The 16,334-nt window shown below is 61.5% G+C and carries 17 protein-coding genes; 7 read left to right on the forward strand and 10 right to left on the reverse strand.

The genetic code is table 11. The features are described 5' to 3' along the window. Window positions 1–22: 22 nt before the first annotated feature. From EPK99_RS05545 to EPK99_RS05575, 7 genes are all read right to left on the reverse strand, one after another. The gene (locus EPK99_RS05545) at window positions 23–1,726 is read right to left on the reverse strand and encodes an efflux MFS transporter permease (RefSeq protein ID WP_128441852.1); all 1,704 of its coding nucleotides are present in this window, start codon (window positions 1,724–1,726) and stop codon (window positions 23–25) included. After that, window positions 1,713–2,168 (reverse strand): MarR family winged helix-turn-helix transcriptional regulator, encoded by a 456-nt coding sequence (locus tag EPK99_RS05550; RefSeq protein WP_128441854.1) that lies wholly within the window; start codon window positions 2,166–2,168, stop codon window positions 1,713–1,715. Before EPK99_RS05550 ends, EPK99_RS05545 begins: the two co-directional genes overlap by 14 nt. 187 nt (window positions 2,169–2,355) lie before the next feature. Next, the gene (locus EPK99_RS05555; protein ID WP_128441856.1) at window positions 2,356–2,901 is read right to left on the reverse strand and encodes a cysteine hydrolase family protein; all 546 of its coding nucleotides are present in this window, start codon (window positions 2,899–2,901) and stop codon (window positions 2,356–2,358) included. 119 nt (window positions 2,902–3,020) lie between these two features. Next, entirely contained in the window at window positions 3,021–3,248 is a 228-nt protein-coding gene (locus EPK99_RS05560) for a hypothetical protein (protein WP_128441858.1), read from the reverse strand. Window positions 3,249–3,331: 83 nt separating this feature from the next. Further along, window positions 3,332–4,111, reverse strand: coding sequence for an SDR family oxidoreductase (locus EPK99_RS05565; RefSeq protein WP_128441860.1), 780 nt, complete (start codon window positions 4,109–4,111; stop codon window positions 3,332–3,334). A gap of 95 nt (window positions 4,112–4,206) precedes the next feature. Beyond that, window positions 4,207–4,626, reverse strand: coding sequence for a pyridoxamine 5'-phosphate oxidase family protein (locus tag EPK99_RS05570; protein ID WP_128441862.1), 420 nt, complete (start codon window positions 4,624–4,626; stop codon window positions 4,207–4,209). A 53-nt stretch (window positions 4,627–4,679) separates the two neighbouring features. Beyond that, window positions 4,680–5,780, reverse strand: coding sequence for a methyl-accepting chemotaxis protein (locus EPK99_RS05575; RefSeq protein ID WP_128441864.1), 1,101 nt, complete (start codon window positions 5,778–5,780; stop codon window positions 4,680–4,682). A gap of 195 nt (window positions 5,781–5,975) precedes the next feature. Here EPK99_RS05575 and EPK99_RS05580 point away from each other — a divergent pair, with 195 nt between their 5' ends. Beyond that, window positions 5,976–6,476 (forward strand): hypothetical protein, encoded by a 501-nt coding sequence (locus EPK99_RS05580; RefSeq protein WP_128441866.1) that lies wholly within the window; start codon window positions 5,976–5,978, stop codon window positions 6,474–6,476. Window positions 6,477–6,553: 77 nt separating this feature from the next. After that, on the forward strand, window positions 6,554–6,712 hold the full coding sequence (locus EPK99_RS05585) for a YqaE/Pmp3 family membrane protein (RefSeq protein WP_128441868.1): 159 nt from the start codon (window positions 6,554–6,556) through the stop codon (window positions 6,710–6,712). On the opposite strand, the gene EPK99_RS05590 is transcribed toward EPK99_RS05585, so the two are convergent. Beyond that, complete coding sequence (locus EPK99_RS05590; protein WP_128441870.1) at window positions 6,696–7,670, reverse strand: GlxA family transcriptional regulator; 975 nt, start codon at window positions 7,668–7,670, stop codon at window positions 6,696–6,698. The two genes, EPK99_RS05585 and EPK99_RS05590, sit on opposite strands and share 17 nt — an antisense overlap. 108 nt (window positions 7,671–7,778) lie before the next feature. Between EPK99_RS05590 and bcoG the strand changes: the two genes are divergently transcribed. The 5 genes from bcoG to EPK99_RS05620 all read left to right on the forward strand — a co-directional run bounded on the left by bcoG (window position 7,779) and on the right by EPK99_RS05620 (window position 14,687). Then, window positions 7,779–8,681: a 3-dehydrocarnitine:acetyl-CoA trimethylamine transferase BcoG gene (gene bcoG / locus EPK99_RS05595; RefSeq protein WP_128441872.1), complete on the forward strand. Its 903-nt coding sequence runs from the start codon at window positions 7,779–7,781 to the stop codon at window positions 8,679–8,681. Window positions 8,682–8,939: 258 nt separating this feature from the next. Beyond that, a complete protein-coding gene (locus EPK99_RS05600) occupies window positions 8,940–10,430 on the forward strand; it encodes a carnitine 3-dehydrogenase (RefSeq protein ID WP_128441874.1) in 1,491 nt (496 codons plus the stop codon). Window positions 10,431–10,466: 36 nt separating this feature from the next. Then, window positions 10,467–11,627 (forward strand): acyl-CoA dehydrogenase family protein, encoded by a 1,161-nt coding sequence (locus EPK99_RS05605; protein ID WP_128441877.1) that lies wholly within the window; start codon window positions 10,467–10,469, stop codon window positions 11,625–11,627. Window positions 11,628–11,841: 214 nt separating this feature from the next. Further along, window positions 11,842–13,905, forward strand: a complete 2,064-nt coding sequence (locus tag EPK99_RS05615; RefSeq protein WP_128442178.1) for an acetate--CoA ligase family protein — start codon at window positions 11,842–11,844, stop codon at window positions 13,903–13,905. After that, window positions 13,902–14,687, forward strand: coding sequence for a carnitinyl-CoA dehydratase (locus EPK99_RS05620; protein ID WP_128441879.1), 786 nt, complete (start codon window positions 13,902–13,904; stop codon window positions 14,685–14,687). Before EPK99_RS05615 ends, EPK99_RS05620 begins: the two co-directional genes overlap by 4 nt. Window positions 14,688–14,690: 3 nt before the next feature. On the opposite strand, the gene EPK99_RS05625 is transcribed toward EPK99_RS05620, so the two are convergent. Then, the gene (locus tag EPK99_RS05625; RefSeq protein WP_128441881.1) at window positions 14,691–14,927 is read right to left on the reverse strand and encodes a hypothetical protein; all 237 of its coding nucleotides are present in this window, start codon (window positions 14,925–14,927) and stop codon (window positions 14,691–14,693) included. Window positions 14,928–15,006: 79 nt separating this feature from the next. Next, entirely contained in the window at window positions 15,007–16,236 is a 1,230-nt protein-coding gene (locus tag EPK99_RS05630; RefSeq protein WP_128442179.1) for an aromatic ring-hydroxylating oxygenase subunit alpha, read from the reverse strand. Window positions 16,237–16,334 lie beyond the last annotated feature (98 nt).

The following is a 16,334-nucleotide window of genomic DNA, read 5'->3' on the forward strand; positions in this document are numbered from 1 at the left end:
GTTCTGCTGGGCGTCGATGCCGTCAGGCGGCTTCGGGACGCGGATGGGAAGCAAAGAGGCGGTTACGGTTGTTCCAGGCGACGTTGGCAAGCAGCATGCAGATGGCTGCAACGGCCAGGAGGAAGATGACGAAGAAGGCATCGTTATAGGCAAGCACATAGGCCTGCTGCTGCACCTGCTTGGCAAACAGGCTGGTGCCCTGGATGGTGCGCTGGCTGATGTCGGCGGTCGCGCGACTGTAGCTGCCGATATATTGCTGCAGCCTGGTCGCCACCAGCGGATCGGTCGGCAGGAGACGCGAGGTGAGTATGGTCGAGTGATACTGCTCCCGCCATGTCACGAAGGTCCCGAACAGGGCACTGCCGATAAAGGCGCCCACTTTCTGGGTGAACATAAAGACGGCCAAAAAGCTCATGATGTAAGGCAAGCCCTTCTTCAGCGCGGCGGCGAAACCCACAGCCATCGCAGGCGGTAGAAACAATCCGCTGCCGAAGGCAATGAGAGCCTGGCTCACATACATCTGCTCCGGCCGGGTAAGGACGGTTGCCTGGCTGTCCATGAAGCTGCCGATCGCCATCAGCACGAGGGCGCCGAGATGGATCGCCCATTCCCAGCCGGGCTTCATGATCATCGCGCAGAACAGGCCTGACAGGACCGAACCGACAAGGATGATCCAGTAGAGGCCGGTTAATTGCTCGTTGAAAAGCCCGAGCTGCTTGAAGAGGTTGATGGCGCCGGTGGATTGCTCGGTCAGGAGCATGCGGAAGACCAGCAGCACGCCGGCGAAATGCACGATCTCCCAGGAACTGATCCAGCGGATGTCGATGAGGTTGTTCTTGCGGTTGAGTTCGATCACCGCAACCGCGCAGCCGCTGACGACCGCAACGATGAGGAGCCAGCCGAGCCAATCCGCTTCCAGCCACCAGTAAAGCCGGCCCATGGTGAAGACGATGGCAAGGCACCCCATGCAGATCGCCAGCAGGCCGTAGCTGACGAAATCCATGGCCTTGATCACGTTTGCGCGCGGCGGCGAGGTGAGCGGCAGCGCGTAAATGAAGCCGAAGGTGATAAGCGCCAGGCCGAACTCAAGAAGATAGAGCGACTGCAGGTCGTTGATATCGAGTAGAGAGGGGGACACCAGGCCCGCAATTGGAGTAGAGAGGGCCAACCCGATCAATGCCCCGCAGAGGCCAAGATTGAGCTTCTTTTCCGGCGGGAAAATCTCCAGCATGTAGAGGAAGGCCACCGAAGAGACCGGCGCTGCTGCTGCACCCGCGAAGAAGCGAAGCGCGAGACCGACGCTGAGATCGTTCACCCAGATATGGGCAAGGCTGATCAGCACGTAAGGGATGATGGCGATCTCGCAGAAATTGCGGAGGCCATACTGCGTGCGTACCTTGAAGAGAAAGATGCCCAGGCTGACATTCGGAAAGAGATAGGCGGCCATCAGCCAGGAGGCTTCGTTCTGCGTTGCCTCAAGCGGGCCGGCAATCTGCGCGAGGTTGACGGATATAAGGCTTGTGCCGAGCCCCTGCATGACAGCAGCCGTCAGGGAGGCGATCGCGTACAGCAGCCGGAGCGGCATCGGCTTCGGGACATAAACGGGCGGACTTACTGGAACGGGCGTAGAGGGCACGGGTGCTGCGGCCTCCACGATGCGCTCGATCCCAGCCTCATCGTCCGGCTGAACAGCGCTCGACCGTGCGGCAGCGTCACGCGGGGACATGGACATCCTCCAGATCCGCCAGGTTGGCGGTAATGCGTTCCAGCACGCTGATGGCCTGCTGCAACTCGCTGATGTCCACCCCTTCGAAGATCTGATCGCGGATCTGATCGGCGATCGAACGAACGAAAGCCGCCTGTTCTTCACCGTGCGGCGTCAGAGCCACCAGCTTGGCGCGCCGGTCTCGGAGATCGGGCTGGCGCTTGATCAAACCATTCTCCTCCATGCGATCAAGCAGCCGAACCAAGGTTGCCTGCTCGAGTTCCAGTTCGTAGGCAAGCTCCGTCTGGGTCATGTTCTGCTTCTTCGTGAGGCGGAACAGGGTTCGCGCTCGCGGATAGGTGAGACCGTGCGCGGTGACCTGTTGATTGAACGCTGTGCGCACGCGCCGGCTGACCTTGGTCAGGACTTCGAGAAATTCGGAGGCGACGACATCGCGTTTCATGGCAGGCTCAATGTTAGTGCGCTAAGTTTATCGTCCACATTAGTTAGCATGCAAAGGGTTATTCTTCAAGAGCGGGTTACGCTGTGGGAGGCAGCTGATTTATAGCGTTTTCACAAGCCTGCCATGCGACCGCTGAATGGATCTATCGCGGCAAAACGGCTGCGCCCAGGCGTCAGGTCAGACCACGTCAGGCCAATTCATCCGTCTTCAACAAGTTGACGCCCGCTTCCGCGAACTGCGCATTGTAACGCAGGATGATCGAAGACGCCGTCTCATTGGGGAGATCGACGGTGCTATGGGCATCCGACACGACAGTCACTTTCAACCCTTGGGACAGGGCGCCGTTGACAGTGGCGGCGACGCAGAAATCTGTTTGTGCCCCGACCAGTACGACCTCCTGGGCGTCAAGCTTCTCGACCCAGACGATAAGTTGAGGATTGCTGAAGGCGTCGCCGACAGATTTTCCGAATGTGGGTTCGTCGTCCCTCTGCGCGAACGCAGGAAATATCGGCCATCCCGGGGAGCCTGGCGCAAAGGCATCGCCCTCCGGACCGTCATGGCGAATGAAGGCAACCGGTCTGCCGGTCGCGCGCGCCCAATCGAGGACGTCTCCAACCCGGCCGGTCAGCGTATCTGCGTCGTGCAAAGGCGGCTCGACCAGGCCGTCGAACATGGCATTCTGAAGGTCGATGACGATAAGGGGAGCAGTCGCAGAGGGGAAGCGGGCGGACATTGCGAGGCTCCGATTGCATGGCGTCCGCGCAAGCTATCCTGTGCCCTGTCAGTCTTCAACGCTCTTGAGCGGGCATACTTGGCAGAAGAGGCGACGGCACTTGGCCGCCGCCTGGTCGGTTAGCGGCAGACGCGCGTTTCCTTGACGATCATCTGGCCGTGGCGGAAGGTCTTGACCTTCTTCACGCGGCAGTCGCGACGCATGCGCTCATGGGTGTAACGTGGCTGCATATGGCGCGGTGCCGAGCGCTCAGTGGTTGTCACCGTGACGCTGGCAGCCTGCGACTGCGACGTGACCGAGAACAACGAAGCGACAGCCATAACCGAGGCAAGTACGAGATTTTTCATGGGATTACCCTTTTTGATTTTGCGAGCCAGTAACGCGGCTGCTCCATCGGGGTTCCGCGGCATCTCGATCTGCTGACATTTTTTTAGCGCAGCAAGCCCTGGCCGCCGTCCACATAGATGGGCGTACCGGTTACATGGCGGGAGCGGTCGGAGGCGAGGAAGAGGATGACGTCGGCGACCTCGTCGCTGTGACCGGGCTTGCCACCGGTGATCGGGATCTCCCCTTCGGGGAATTCCACCGGAACCTCCGTTTCGTCCGCCCCGCGGATCTTCGTGTTGTCGTCTATCTTCGTATCGATCGCGCCTGGGCAGACTGCGTTCACCCGAATGCGATGCTTGCCGAGTTCAAGGGCAAGCTGCTGGACCATCGCCACCTGCGCGGCCTTGGTTGCCGAGTAGGCGGTCGCGCCCGGCGTGGTGAAGGTGCGGTTGCCGTTGATGGATGAGACGACGACGATCGAGCCACCCTCCTTCTTCAGATGCGGCACGGTGATGTTGAAGGTGAGGTAGGTGCCGCGCAGGTTGATGTGGATCGTCGCATCCCATTCATCCGGTTTCAGGTCGTCGATCGGCGCCCACACACCGTTGACACCTGCATTGGCGACGACGATATCCAGGCGGCCGAACTCGCTCACCAGCCGCTCCACCGCGCCCCGCATTTCGTTCTCGTCCGCCACATCGGCCTTGAGGACAATGGCCCGGCCACCAGCTTGCGTGATTTCCTCTGCCGTTTCCTCGATTTCGCTGACCGTGCGCCCGAGAACGCCGACGGCGGCACCCTCCCGGCCAAGTGCCAGAGCCGATGCCTTGCCAATGCCCGAGCCCGCACCCGTGACCAAAGCTACCCGTGCCTCAAGTTCCATATGCCGCTCCTGGAATTTGCAGCGGCACCATCTGCCGCTGCAGGTTGGAACGGCAGATCGTGGCCAAGGTTCCCGAGGAAGGCCGGGGTGCCAATTCAGCTCAGCATAACTTCGCCGTCGTCCTCACCATCCCAGTAGTGGATACGCTCGGCATGAACCTTGATCATCGCAATACCAGGGGTATCAATGCCGTCCTCAAACCAATTGTCGAGATCTGGCGTCCAGTGCTGTTCGAACTGCGCCTTGTCGCGAATGATCTCGCCCTTGCCTTCGACAGCGACTGCAAATTGCTTTGAACCCTGAAACGTCAGCGATACCGTCGGCTGGCGCTCGATGTCGAGCACCATACGAGCCTGCTCCCATGTGAAGTAATAGGAATCGCCGTCGTAGGTGACGTCCCGGTTATTGCTCATCGGCCGCGCCGCGATGGCTCCGCCATCTGTCAACGTGCACAACATGGCAATGTCGATATCTCGCATCTTTTCCGCGACGTCAGAAAGGCTCATTTCATTCATCAGATCACTCCCATTGGTTTCAATCAGAACCGCAGGGAGAGCCGTTCGTTCCGTCAACGGATATTGAGAGCAGTGCGAATCTCGTCGTCGCTGTCCATTGTCTGGACGACGACGCCGTGCCACCCCAGCCCATCGTAATCCTCGTAACCCAGCGTCCTGGCATAGGCGACGATATGGCCCTGGTTGTCGTAATAGCTGCCTGAGGCTTGGCCGTTCTGGCTTGCCAGGGCAAAATGGGTGAAGAGCAGGGCAGGGTTGGTCGTGGCGATGACCCGGCTCTTGCCGTCCAGCAGCATCACGGTCGTCTTGTCGGCGACATGTGGAGGCAGGTTCGCTTCCTTGTCGACGATTGCCTGCCCCTGGTTCTGCCAGTCGAAATAGACGCCGAGCATGCCCAAGAGCTTGCCGTCCTGCTTGCCGCCTTCGCGAATGCCGGTCGCGTAGACAAGGACGTTCTGGTTGTCATGCGGCGGAGAGGGCTTGACCTCATCGACGATATAGTCGTCGCCCGACGCCGTGCGCCGGGCCGCCGCCACCCATGGCTCGGCCGCCAGCGAAGTGCCGATCATCTTCCGCTGGAATTTGGGATTGGCCGAGGCAATCACGGTTCCGGTAAGATCGGTCATGACCAGATCGAGATAGACCGTGTAGAACCGGTTGATGACGCCCAGTCTCTCCGACGCGAAGGTGCGACGGGCCGCATCGGGTTCCTCCAGCGCCTGCCAGAGGGCCGTATCCGTCGCCCACCAGCGTACATCAGCCGTGCGCTCGAAGAGATTGCGGACGATCAACTGCACCAGTGTCTGTGCAAGATCGGTGAGCCTGACGCCTTCCATCTGACTTACCAGCGAATCCGCCATGGCGCGCGTCAGGCCGATCCGGCTCAGCACATTGCTTTCGAATTTCGACGCGATTTCGGTTGCGACCTGCGCCAGGCGCTGCACCTCGTTGGCGACGACCGCGAAACCCTTGCCGGTTTCGCCTGCCCGCGCCGCTTCGATCAGCGCATTGATCGCCAGAAGCTTGATCTGCTTGACGACATGCGTGTTGTCGGCGCTGAAATGTTCCAGATCCTGGCCGATCCCTTCCGTGATCACTCGCATGGATCGTGGAGTGGCGGCATGCTGCTGCTTTTCTGCCTTGGCGGGAATCATGGGATCGTCCTGAAATGAGTGACTGCAAAAGGTATTAGGTTCCGAAGTTTTGCATGCGATGGTTTGCGCTTCGTTAACCGAAAAGGTTCCACGGGCGAAAATCCCCTGTTTTGCAGGGCTTTTGCTGCTCTCAGGAACCTTCGGCGGCTAAAGAAGTTTGATGGCGGATCATCTCAAACCTTCCGGAGTCGCTCCATGCGCGCCCTGCTTCTCTCTGCTCTTCTCTCTTCCCTTTGCATGCCGGCACTCGTATCGGCGGCGGAAGGCGATTTCCTGAGGCCACTGGCCGGCCAGTGGAAGGGCAGCGGCATGGTTCTGACGCGCATCGGAGCCAAGCCGATCAATGTCACATGTGGCTTCGATATCGGCTCGGGCGCGACGAACCTCTCCATGAAAGGCAATTGCCGGGGCCTGCTTGTCGTGCGCCGGAGCGTCAACGCCGATATTCGCGCGAACGGACAAAGCTATAGCGGCACCTATACCGGCCCGTCCGGGATACCCTCGGCGCTTTCGGGCAGCCGCAAGGGCAACGCCATCAACCTCGCCGTCCGCTGGGCGCGAGACATCAATGGCGACCGGTCGGCCAACATGGTGCTGGAAAAAGTGGCGGACAACCGTCTGCTACTTCAGACGATCGACAAGGACCCGGCAACGGGCAAATCCGTGGTGACCAGCCGGATCGACCTCAGCCGATAGGTCGGGCCCTCGCGACTAGCTGAACTTTTCAGATCCAGCGGCGTTGAAGGCCCGACATCATCATCGGGAGACTTCTCTTGGATATCATCCGCATTCTGCTTGCCTTCATCCTGCCGCCACTGGGCGTATTCTTCCAGGTCGGGATCGGCCTCCAGTTCTGGTTGAACATCTTGCTCACCCTGTGCGGCTGGTTGCCCGGCATCGTCCACGCGCTGTGGGTCATCCTGCGGAAATAGCCTTGGTCTTGAGCCGCCGCCGTGTGCCACTCGGGCTTTCGCTGAAGCTCGAGCGGTAACTGCGCGAAAAGGCCGAAGCGGAGTTGAAACCGGTTTCGGTCGCGATATCGGCAAAGCTTGCGCGCGTTTCGATCACCTTGCGCCGGGCGGCGTTCAGCCTCAGCGCCAGATAATGCTCGTGGGGCGCAACACCCATGATCTCGCGAAAGAGGTGCTGCAGGCGCCTGGCGCTCACGCCGGATCGTTTGGCGAGACGGGCCAGCGACAGCGGCGCCTCCACCGTATCCTCCATCAGTTTTACCGCCGCTTGAACCCGAGCGTCGAGTATCCGCATATTGCCGACCGACGGCATCTGAAGAAGATCCGCGCGGGTGCGCTCCTGTTCGTAGATAAAGAGGCGCGACACTTCGAGCGCTAGCGAATAGCCGTGCGCGCGCCGGATCAGTTCCAGCATCAGGTCGAGTGTCGGCAGGGAGCCGCCCGTGGTGATGCGCTTCCGGTCGATGACGAAGCGCTCACGGACCGTGTCGATCTGCGGATAGGTCCGCGAGAAATCCTCGAAATCCTCCCAGTGGGTCGTGGCTGAGAAGCCGTCGAGCAGACTGGTATCCGCGAGGATGAAGGACCCCGCCTCGATGCCAGCGATCAGCGAGCGGTGACGTGCCGTCTGCGAAAGCTGGAATTTCAGTTCGCGAGTGGCGTGGCGTTTCCAGTTATAGCTGGCCAGCACAAATAGCGGGTCGGTTTCCCGGCCTGGACGGAAGGCACCGGCGACCGGCACCGGTATGCCGCTCTTCGTCTCGATCGTCCCGCCATCCGGCGAATGCAACGTCCAGCGATAGAGTTCGCGGCCGGCAATCCGGTTGGCGGCCCGTAGCGGCTCGATCACCGACGCGACGAGAATAAGGTTGATCTCCGGCAGGACGAGAATGTCGAAATGCTGGTCGCCCGTTTCCATCCGGCATCACCTCTTCTACTTCCGATAATGTATAGTTTTTATCCGATTATGAAAAGCATTCTCTTCCTCTCCGGGTCGTAATGAGTGCAACAAGAAGGAGAGGGGACCATGCCGCTCGAGATGAACCGCGACGTCTTCATCACCTGTGCCGTGACCGGCGCAGGTGATACCACCGCAAAATCCACGCATGTGCCGATCACGCCCAAACAGATCGCCGATTCCGCTATCGACGCCGCCAAGGCTGGCGCGGCCGTCGTCCATTGCCATGTGCGCAATCCGGAAACCGGGGCGGCAGCACGTAACCTGGACCTCTACCGGGAAGTGACCGACCGCATCCGCTCAGCCGATGTCGATGTCGTCCTCAACCTGACCGCCGGCATGGGCGGCGACCTGGTGTTCGGCAATGTCGAGGCGCCTTTCCCGCTGAACGAGGCTGCAACCGACATGGCCGGCGCCACCGAGCGTGTCGCGCATGTGGCCGATTGCCTGCCGGAAATCTGCACGCTCGACTGCGGCACGATGAACTTCTCGCTCGGCGATTATGTGATGACCAACACGCCCTCCATGCTGCGCGAAATGGCGCGGCAGATGACGGCGCTCGGCGTTCGGCCGGAGATCGAAGCCTTCGACACCGGCCATCTGTGGTTCGCCAAGCAGCTGGCCGAAGAGGGTCTGATCGAAGACCCAGTGCTGATCCAGCTCTGCATGGGCATTCCGTGGGGGGCGCCGGACGACCTCAACACTTTCATGGCCATGGTCAACAACGTGCCGAAACACTGGACGTTTTCGGCCTTCTCGATCGGCCGCAACGCGATGGCCTATCCGGCCGCGGCCGTGCTTGCCGGCGGCAATGTCCGCGTCGGGCTGGAAGACAATCTCTATGTCGGCAAGGGCCAGCTCGCCACCAATGCGCAGCTCGTCGAAAAGGCCGTCGGCGTGATCGAGGGCATGGGCGCAAGGATCATCGGACCGCAGCAGGTGCGCGAGAAGCTGAAGCTGACGAAGCGGTAAGGGAGAATTGCCCCTCACCAACTTCGGCCAAGGCTCGCACGCTTGCCCGGCCTTCGTATCCTCTCCCACGAGGGGAGAGGTCCGGTGCCACAAGCCCCCCCGGCCTTGCGGGGCAAGAGGGCCGCAGCAGGTTTCCCTCTCCCCTTGTGGGAGAGGATAGCAAGCCCACACGAAGCATAGCTGAGTGTCTGGGCGCGCTTGGTGAGGGGTCAGCCGATGCTAAGACAGGCTTAGAAGATTTGAAGAGGTAGAGACAACATGACCGGCATTCAAAAGGCAGCCTGTATCGGCGGCGGCGTCATCGGCGGGGCCTGGGCGGCGAGGTTCCTGCTCGGCGGCATAGACGTGTCCATGTACGATCCGCATCCGCAAGCGGAGCGGATCGTCGGCGAAGTGCTGGCCAATGCCGAACGGGCCTATGCCATGCTGACCACGGCGCCGCTGCCGCCGAAAGGAAAGCTCACCTTCTACAAGACGATCGAAGAGGCCGTTCACGGTGCCGACTGGATCCAGGAAAGCGTGCCGGAGCGGGTTGACCTCAAGCGAGGCGTGCTGACCCAGATCGATGCGGCAGCCGATCCCAAGGCGCTGATCGGCTCGTCCACGTCAGGCATCATGCCGACCGAGCTACAGCGCGACATGAAGCATCCGGAGCGGATGTTCGTCGCACACCCCTATAATCCGGTCTATCTCCTGCCGCTTGCCGAACTGGTGGGCGGCACGAAGACCAGCCCGGAGACGCTGGAACTCGCCAAGGCCCGGCTTGCCCCAATCGGCATGATCGGCGTCATCCTCAAGAAGGAGATCGAGGCTTTCGTCGGCGACCGCCTTCTGGAAGCCGTGTGGCGGGAAGGCCTCTGGCTGATCCATGACGACATCTGCGATACCGAGACGCTGGACGACGTGATCCGCTATTCCTTCGGCATTCGCTGGGCGCAGATGGGCATGTTCGAAACCTACCGGATTGCCGGTGGCGAAGCAGGCATGCGTCATTTCCTGGCGCAGTTCGGCCCCTGCCTTTCCTGGCCCTGGACCAAGCTCACCGATGTGGTGGATCTGGACGACGCCCTCGTGGACAAGATCGCCGGTCAGTCCGATGCCCAGTCGGGAGCGCGCGGCATTCGCGAGCTGGAGCGCATTCGCGACGAAAACCTGGTCGGCATCATGCAGGCGCTGAAAGGTGCCGATGGCGGCAAGGGCTGGGGTGCCGGGAAGATCCTCGGCGATTTCGAGAAGCATCTCTGGGCGAAAGGCGGCGCCAAAAAGGATCATCTCGACCCTTCCGCACCGTTGCGGCTCATCGACACCAAGGTCAGCCCCGCCTGGGTGGACTATAACGGCCACATGACCGAGCACCGGTATCTGCAGGTGTTCGGAGATACATCCGACGCGCTTCTGCGGTTGATCGGGGTCGATTTCGCCTATGTGGAGGCGGGCCACAGCTATTATACGGTCGAGACCCATATCCGGCATCTCGGCGAAGCCAAGCTCGGGACGAAGCTCTACGCGACGCTGCAGCTGCTCTCGACGGACGATAAGCGCATCCGTTTCTTCACCACCATTCACGATGCCGAAACCGGCGACGCGCTTGCCACGGCCGAACAGCTGATGCTGCATGTGGACAGCAAGGCAGGCAAATCCGTTGCAGCACCGGCCGACGTGCTGGCCAGGCTCGCGCCGATTGCGCAGGCACACGCCGCGCTGCCTGTCCCGGAAGGGGTCGGGCGCTCCGTCGGGCAGAAGAGATAAGGCGGCAGGCCGCGACACCGCTACGGAGGGAGACACATGAATTTCGGACTGACGAGCGAGCAGGAGATGATCGTCAATACCGTCCGCGATTTCGTGGAGACGGAGATCTATCCTTACGAGAACGAGGTGGAGCGGAGCGGCCACGTGCCGCCGGAACTCGGGCAGGACATCGCCGCCAAATGCCGGGAGATCGGCTTCTTCGCCTGCAATTTCCCGGAAGAGGTGGGTGGCGCCGGCCTCGACCACACATCCTTCACCCTGGTGGAACGGGAACTCGGCCGCGGCTCGATGGCGCTGACCGTGTTCTTCGGTCGGCCCTCGGGCATTCTCATGGCCTGCGAGGGCGATCAGCGAGAGAAATATCTCCTGCCAGCAGTCCGGGGCGAGAAATTCGATGCGCTGGCCATGACCGAGCCGGATGCGGGATCGGACGTGCGCGGCATGAAGTGCTTTGCCCGCCGGGACGGCGATGACTGGGTGGTCAACGGCACCAAGCATTTCATCAGCCACGCAAACATCGCGGATTTCGTCATCGTCTTCATCGCGACGGGCGAAGAGGAGACGGCGCGCGGCCCGAAGAAGCTCATCACCTGCTTTCTCGTTGACCGCGGCACGCCCGGCTTCGAGATCCGAGAAGGGTATAGCTCGGTCTCGCATCGCGGCTACAAGAACTGCATCCTCACCTTCGACGATTGCCGGCTGCCGTCCTCGCAGATCCTCGGCGAACTCCACAAGGGCTTCGACATCGCCAATGACTGGCTCTACGCCACCCGCCTGACGGTCGCCGCAACCTCTGTCGGCCGCGCACGCCGTGTCTTCGACTATGCGGTCAATTACGCGGCCGAACGCAAGCAGTTCGGCAAGCCGATCGGCGCCAACCAGGGCATTTCCTTCAAGCTCGCCGACATGATCACGGAAATCGACGCGGCCGACCTGTTGACACTCTCCGCCGCATGGAGGCTCGACCAGGGCCTGCCCGCCAATCGCGAAATCGCCTCCGCCAAGCTCTATGCTACTGAGATGCTGGCGCGGGTGACGGACGAAGCGATCCAGATCTATGGCGGCATGGGGCTGATGGACGACCTGCCGCTTGCCCGCTTCTGGCGCGACGCCCGCGTCGAGCGCATCTGGGACGGCACCTCCGAGATCCAGCGGCACATCATCAGCCGCGAACTTCTGCGGCCATTGGGAGCGTAGTAATGTCAGGTATCCGCAGGCAAACCCCCCTCTGCCCTGCCGGGCATCTCCCCCTCAAGGGGGGAGATTGGCTGACCACTTGCTCCGTAGCCTCTCTCGAACGTTTGCTTGATTTGAGGCGGAATATGGGAGCAAGACAGCACCACATCCGATCTCCCCACCTGTGGGGGAGATGCCCGGCAGGGCAGAGGGGGGCTGGCAGGGCACCGTGCTCATGACAAACAAGAGAACCCTCGATCGGCTGACCCGACCGAAGACCATTGCCGTATTCGGTGGCAAGGAAGCGCGGAGGGTCATCGAGCAATGCGACAAGATGGGCTTTGACGGCGAGATCTGGCCCGTCCATCCGAAGAGCGACGACATACTCGGGCGCAAGTGCTTCCGTTCCGTGGCCGAACTGCCGGGAGCGCCTGATGCCTCATTCGTCGGCGTCAACCGGCAGCTGACCGTCGAGATTATCCGTGAGCTTTCGGCGCGGGGCGCTGGCGGCGCCGTCTGCTACGCCTCTGGATTTCGCGAGGCTGTGAGCGAGCTTACCGATGGCGACGAACTGCAAACAGCGCTGGTGGAGGCGGCCGGCGACATGCCCATCCTCGGGCCGAACTGCTACGGCTTCATCAATATGCTGGACGGTGCGCTGCTGTGGCCCGACCAGCACGGCATGCTACGGGTGGAACGCGGCGTGGCGGTGCTGACGCAATCCTCCAACATTGCCTGCAACATTTCCATGCAGGCGCGTGGTCTACCGCTTGCCTACCTGATGACTGCCGGCAACCAGGCGCAGACCGGACTTGCAGATCTCGCCTGCACCGTAATCCAGGACCCGCGGGTGACGGCAGTCGGCCTGCATGTGGAGGGTTTCGACAGCCTCGATGCGCTTCAACAATTGGCCGAACTCTCCCGGCAGCTGAAAAAGCCGGTCGCCATGTTGAAGGTCGGCAGGTCGGAAGCGGCGCAGCTCGCAACCATCTCCCACACGGCCTCTCTGGCCGGCAATGACCGCGTCTCCTCCGCGCTTCTGGCACGGCTCGGCATCGCGCGCGTCGAGACCTTGCCGGAGCTACTGGAGACGCTGAAGCTGCTGCATCTCTACGGACCGCTGCCTAGCAACGAAATCTCCTCCATGAGCTGTTCCGGGGGCGAGGCTTCGCTGATGGCTGACGCCGGCGTGAAGCGGAAGATCGTCTACCGGGCTCTGCGTGACGAGCAACTGATACCGCTCCGCGAAACCCTTGGGCCCATGGTGACGCTCGCCAACCCGCTCGACTATCACACCTTCGTCTGGGGCAATGGCGAGAAGCAGACGACTGCTTTCATGGCCATGATGCAAGGCGGCTATGCTCTCAATCTGGTGGTGTTGGACTTCCCGCGGCAGGACCGTTGCGATGCGAGCGACTGGTTGACAACTGTCAACGCGCTAATCGCCGCCCGAGTCGCGACCGGCGCCAATGCCGCAATTGTGGCAAGCATGGCCGAAAATCTGCCTGAAAACATTGCCGACAGACTGATCCGCAATGGCGTGGTCCCGCTCTATGGCATCGAGGAAGCGCTGGCCGCCGCAGAGGCTGCGGCCTTCATCGGGTCGGCCTGGGCAAAGCCCACACCCGAGCCGCTTCTGACAACTCCCGCCGGGGCAGGCGACGCGGTGACCCTCACCGAGGACGAAGCCAAACGCGAGCTTGCGGCTTTCGGCCTGCCCGTGCCGGAAGGTCTGGTGGAGATGGAGCCGGAAGACACCGGCCCAGCGGCGGAAAAGCTTGGCTTTCCCGTTGCACTTAAGGCCCGGGGCATTGCCCACAAGACGGAAGCAGGCGCAGTGAAGCTGAACCTGCAAAGCAGCGACGAGGTGGTGGCCGCTGCCCATGCCATGGCAGGCGTTGCGAACGGCTACCTGGTCGAGAAGATGGCACCCCGGCCGGTTGCCGAAATCATCATCGGCGCACTGCGCGACCCCGTGGCGGGGCTGGTTCTGACGGTTGGCGCGGGGGGTATTCTTGTCGAGCTGCTGGAGGATTCGGCGGTTCTGACACTGCCGGCATCGGCGAAAGCCATTAGCGCTGCCGTTTCCGGGCTCAGGATCAGGAAACTGCTGGATGGTTATCGCGGCGGGCGAAAAGGCGATATCGCAGCGCTGGAACACGCGATTGCCGCTGTCGCAGCCTATCTGCTGGCCAATGCCGCGGATATAGAGGAACTCGACATCAACCCGATCATGGTTTTGCCGGAAGGCGAAGGCGTCGTCGCGGTGGATGCGCTGATCAGGAGGAGGATCGTATGAGTGACGCACCGATCAGGACCCGTCGCGAAGGCGGCATTCTGGAAGTGACGATCGACCGGCCCAAAGCGAATGCGATCGATCTTGTCACCTCGCGGATCATGGGCCAGATCTTCCGCGATTTCCGCGACGACCCAAGCCTTCGGGTCGCGATCGTCACCGGGGCGGGTGAAAAATTCTTCTGCCCCGGCTGGGACCTGAAGGCGGCAGCAGCGGGCGATGCAGTGGACGGAGATTACGGCGTCGGCGGTTTCGGCGGCATGCAGGAATTGCGCGACCTCAACAAGCCGATCATCGCCGCCGTCAACGGCATTTGCTGCGGAGGCGGGCTGGAGATCGCGCTGTCGACCGACCTTATCCTTGCGGCTGAACACGCAACTTTCGCGCTACCGGAGATCAGGTCCGGGACGGTGGCGGACGCCGCTTCGATCAAGCTGCCGAAGCGCATTCCATATCATATCGCCATGGACATGCTGCTAACGGGCCGCTGGCTGGACGTCCAGGAGGCGCATCGCTGGGGCTTCGTCAACGAGATCCTGGCCCCGGAAAAGCTGATGGACCGGGCCTGGGAACTGGCCCGACTGCTGGAAAGCGGCCCGCCGCTGGTCTATGCCGCCATCAAGGAAGTGGTTCGCGAGGCGGAAGGCGAAGCCTTCCAGACCACCATGAACAGGGTCACCCGCCGCCAGTTGCCGACGGTGGACGTGCTCTATGGCAGCGAGGACCAGTTGGAAGGCGCGCGCGCCTTTGCCGAAAAACGCGATCCGGTCTGGAAGGGAAAATAAGCTTCAGGCCGCGATGTCGGCAATCTCTCCCGACTGCCAGATGACCTTGGGGTCGGACATGTCGCCGCTTTCCATGTCCACCTGAACGGAATAGGCAGCAACGCCGACGAACCGTTCCGCCATGGCGCGGGCGATCTTTTCCGCTGAAGCGGCGTTGGACGCTGCGCGCATTTCACCCGGCACGACATTTCCCCTGACCTTCTTGAACGGCAGGACGATGAACTTCTCGGCGCGGGACATAGGGACTTCCTTGTTTGCAGCCACTGTCTGGAAATGGGCGTGGAAGTCAACAGCAGAGGCGGAATAGGACCTTCCTGTCTCACGCCCGGCTGATCTCGTCCAGATACCATTGGATATAGCGCAGCTCGTTCTGTTCCATCGGGGCGATCGGTCCGGGCACGAAGAAACGCGAGACGACGCCGCGGGCCGTGTGCTCGATGATTGCCTTGTCCTCGTCGGTCGTGACCTTCCAGAGCCAGGTGAGCTTTTCGAGATCGTAGTCGCGGCCTTCCTGGGCTTTCTCGTCCACCAGCCAGATCAATTCCATCTCGCAGGTGCCGACCGTTTTCGGGATGAAGCGATAGATCATTCCGTGATCCGCGTAACACACGAGGAAGCTCGTGCCGCCGAGATGGATGGAGGTGACACCGCCGTCGAAGTCCGGGAAGCGGCCCATCAGCGGCGCCAAGGGCTGCCCATCTTTACTGCCGGTCTTCACGCCGTCATAAAGCGCATAGCGGAAGGCGTGGATCGCCTCGCGGCCGTTATTGGAATTCTGCCAGTGGTTGCCGGAGCCGACCTCGATGCCAAGCGCGCAGGTACGCTCTTCCATCTTCGCGTTCAGCGCCTCGATCATGTGCAGCGGCTGTTCGAGCGCATGCGTTTCGGAATATTCGGGATGTGCGGGGCCGCAATGATAGCACTCGACATAGTTCTCGACCGCGAGCTTCCAGTTAGCATCAAGCGGATAGCTCTGGCGGTGTGCCACTTTGGCGGAGGCCCACCCATACTGGCCGCAGGTGGCGTGCAGCAGGTTTTCCACCTCGGAGAAATCCAGCGGTTGTTCGGCAAACGAGATAAAGACGAGACCTTCGACCACCCGGACATGCAGTTTCCTCAGCCCGTGGTCTTCCCGCTTGAAATCCTTGGGCATCAGGCGGGCCGCCTTCAGGCGCCCGTCATTGGCAAAGGTCCAGGCATGATAGGGGCAGACGAAGGCCTTGGCATTGCCTTTGGCTTGCGTGCAGACCTCGGCACCGCGATGCCGGCAGACATTGAGCATGGCATGCACCGTACCGTCGCCGGCGCGGGTAAGGATCACCTGCTCGGCGCCGAGCTTGAAGAGCTCGAAATCGTTCAGGTTCGGGATGACGCTTTCATGTGCAAGACAGTGCCAGTGCCGGAAGAAGACACGGGCCATGTCCCGCTCGAAGATCTCGGGATCGAAGTAGAAGGGCCGCGTCAGGCCATGGCCCGACTTGTGCTCGGCAATCAGCCTGTCGATGCGGTCGCCATCGATCCGTTCTTCGGTCAGTTCGGATGGGAGCATGATTTTTGGTCTCCGCTGGCCGGCGATGACACCGGCATGTTGGTTGAGAGCAGGCTTGGCCATTGGCTCCCCCTCTCTTCTCCCCTCGGGGAGAAGAT

This window comes from Neorhizobium lilium (genome assembly GCF_004053875.1).
GTDB classification, from domain to species: Bacteria; Pseudomonadota; Alphaproteobacteria; order Rhizobiales; family Rhizobiaceae; genus Neorhizobium; species Neorhizobium lilii.

Coding starts and splice junctions, on each gene's coding strand:
- EPK99_RS05545 (WP_128441852.1), bottom strand. CDS start 1,726: ATGTCCCCGCGTGACGCTGCCGCACGGTCGAGCGCTGTTCAGCCGGAC.
- EPK99_RS05550 (WP_128441854.1), bottom strand. CDS start 2,168: ATGAAACGCGATGTCGTCGCCTCCGAATTTCTCGAAGTCCTGACCAAG.
- EPK99_RS05555 (WP_128441856.1), bottom strand. CDS start 2,901: ATGTCCGCCCGCTTCCCCTCTGCGACTGCTCCCCTTATCGTCATCGAC.
- EPK99_RS05560 (WP_128441858.1), bottom strand. CDS start 3,248: ATGAAAAATCTCGTACTTGCCTCGGTTATGGCTGTCGCTTCGTTGTTC.
- EPK99_RS05565 (WP_128441860.1), bottom strand. CDS start 4,111: ATGGAACTTGAGGCACGGGTAGCTTTGGTCACGGGTGCGGGCTCGGGC.
- EPK99_RS05570 (WP_128441862.1), bottom strand. CDS start 4,626: ATGAATGAAATGAGCCTTTCTGACGTCGCGGAAAAGATGCGAGATATC.
- EPK99_RS05575 (WP_128441864.1), bottom strand. CDS start 5,780: ATGATTCCCGCCAAGGCAGAAAAGCAGCAGCATGCCGCCACTCCACGA.
- EPK99_RS05580 (WP_128441866.1), top strand. CDS start 5,976: ATGCGCGCCCTGCTTCTCTCTGCTCTTCTCTCTTCCCTTTGCATGCCG.
- EPK99_RS05590 (WP_128441870.1), bottom strand. CDS start 7,670: ATGGAAACGGGCGACCAGCATTTCGACATTCTCGTCCTGCCGGAGATC.
- bcoG (WP_128441872.1), top strand. CDS start 7,779: ATGCCGCTCGAGATGAACCGCGACGTCTTCATCACCTGTGCCGTGACC.
- EPK99_RS05600 (WP_128441874.1), top strand. CDS start 8,940: ATGACCGGCATTCAAAAGGCAGCCTGTATCGGCGGCGGCGTCATCGGC.
- EPK99_RS05605 (WP_128441877.1), top strand. CDS start 10,467: ATGAATTTCGGACTGACGAGCGAGCAGGAGATGATCGTCAATACCGTC.
- EPK99_RS05615 (WP_128442178.1), top strand. CDS start 11,842: ATGACAAACAAGAGAACCCTCGATCGGCTGACCCGACCGAAGACCATT.
- EPK99_RS05620 (WP_128441879.1), top strand. CDS start 13,902: ATGAGTGACGCACCGATCAGGACCCGTCGCGAAGGCGGCATTCTGGAA.
- EPK99_RS05625 (WP_128441881.1), bottom strand. CDS start 14,927: ATGTCCCGCGCCGAGAAGTTCATCGTCCTGCCGTTCAAGAAGGTCAGG.
- EPK99_RS05630 (WP_128442179.1), bottom strand. CDS start 16,236: ATGCTCCCATCCGAACTGACCGAAGAACGGATCGATGGCGACCGCATC.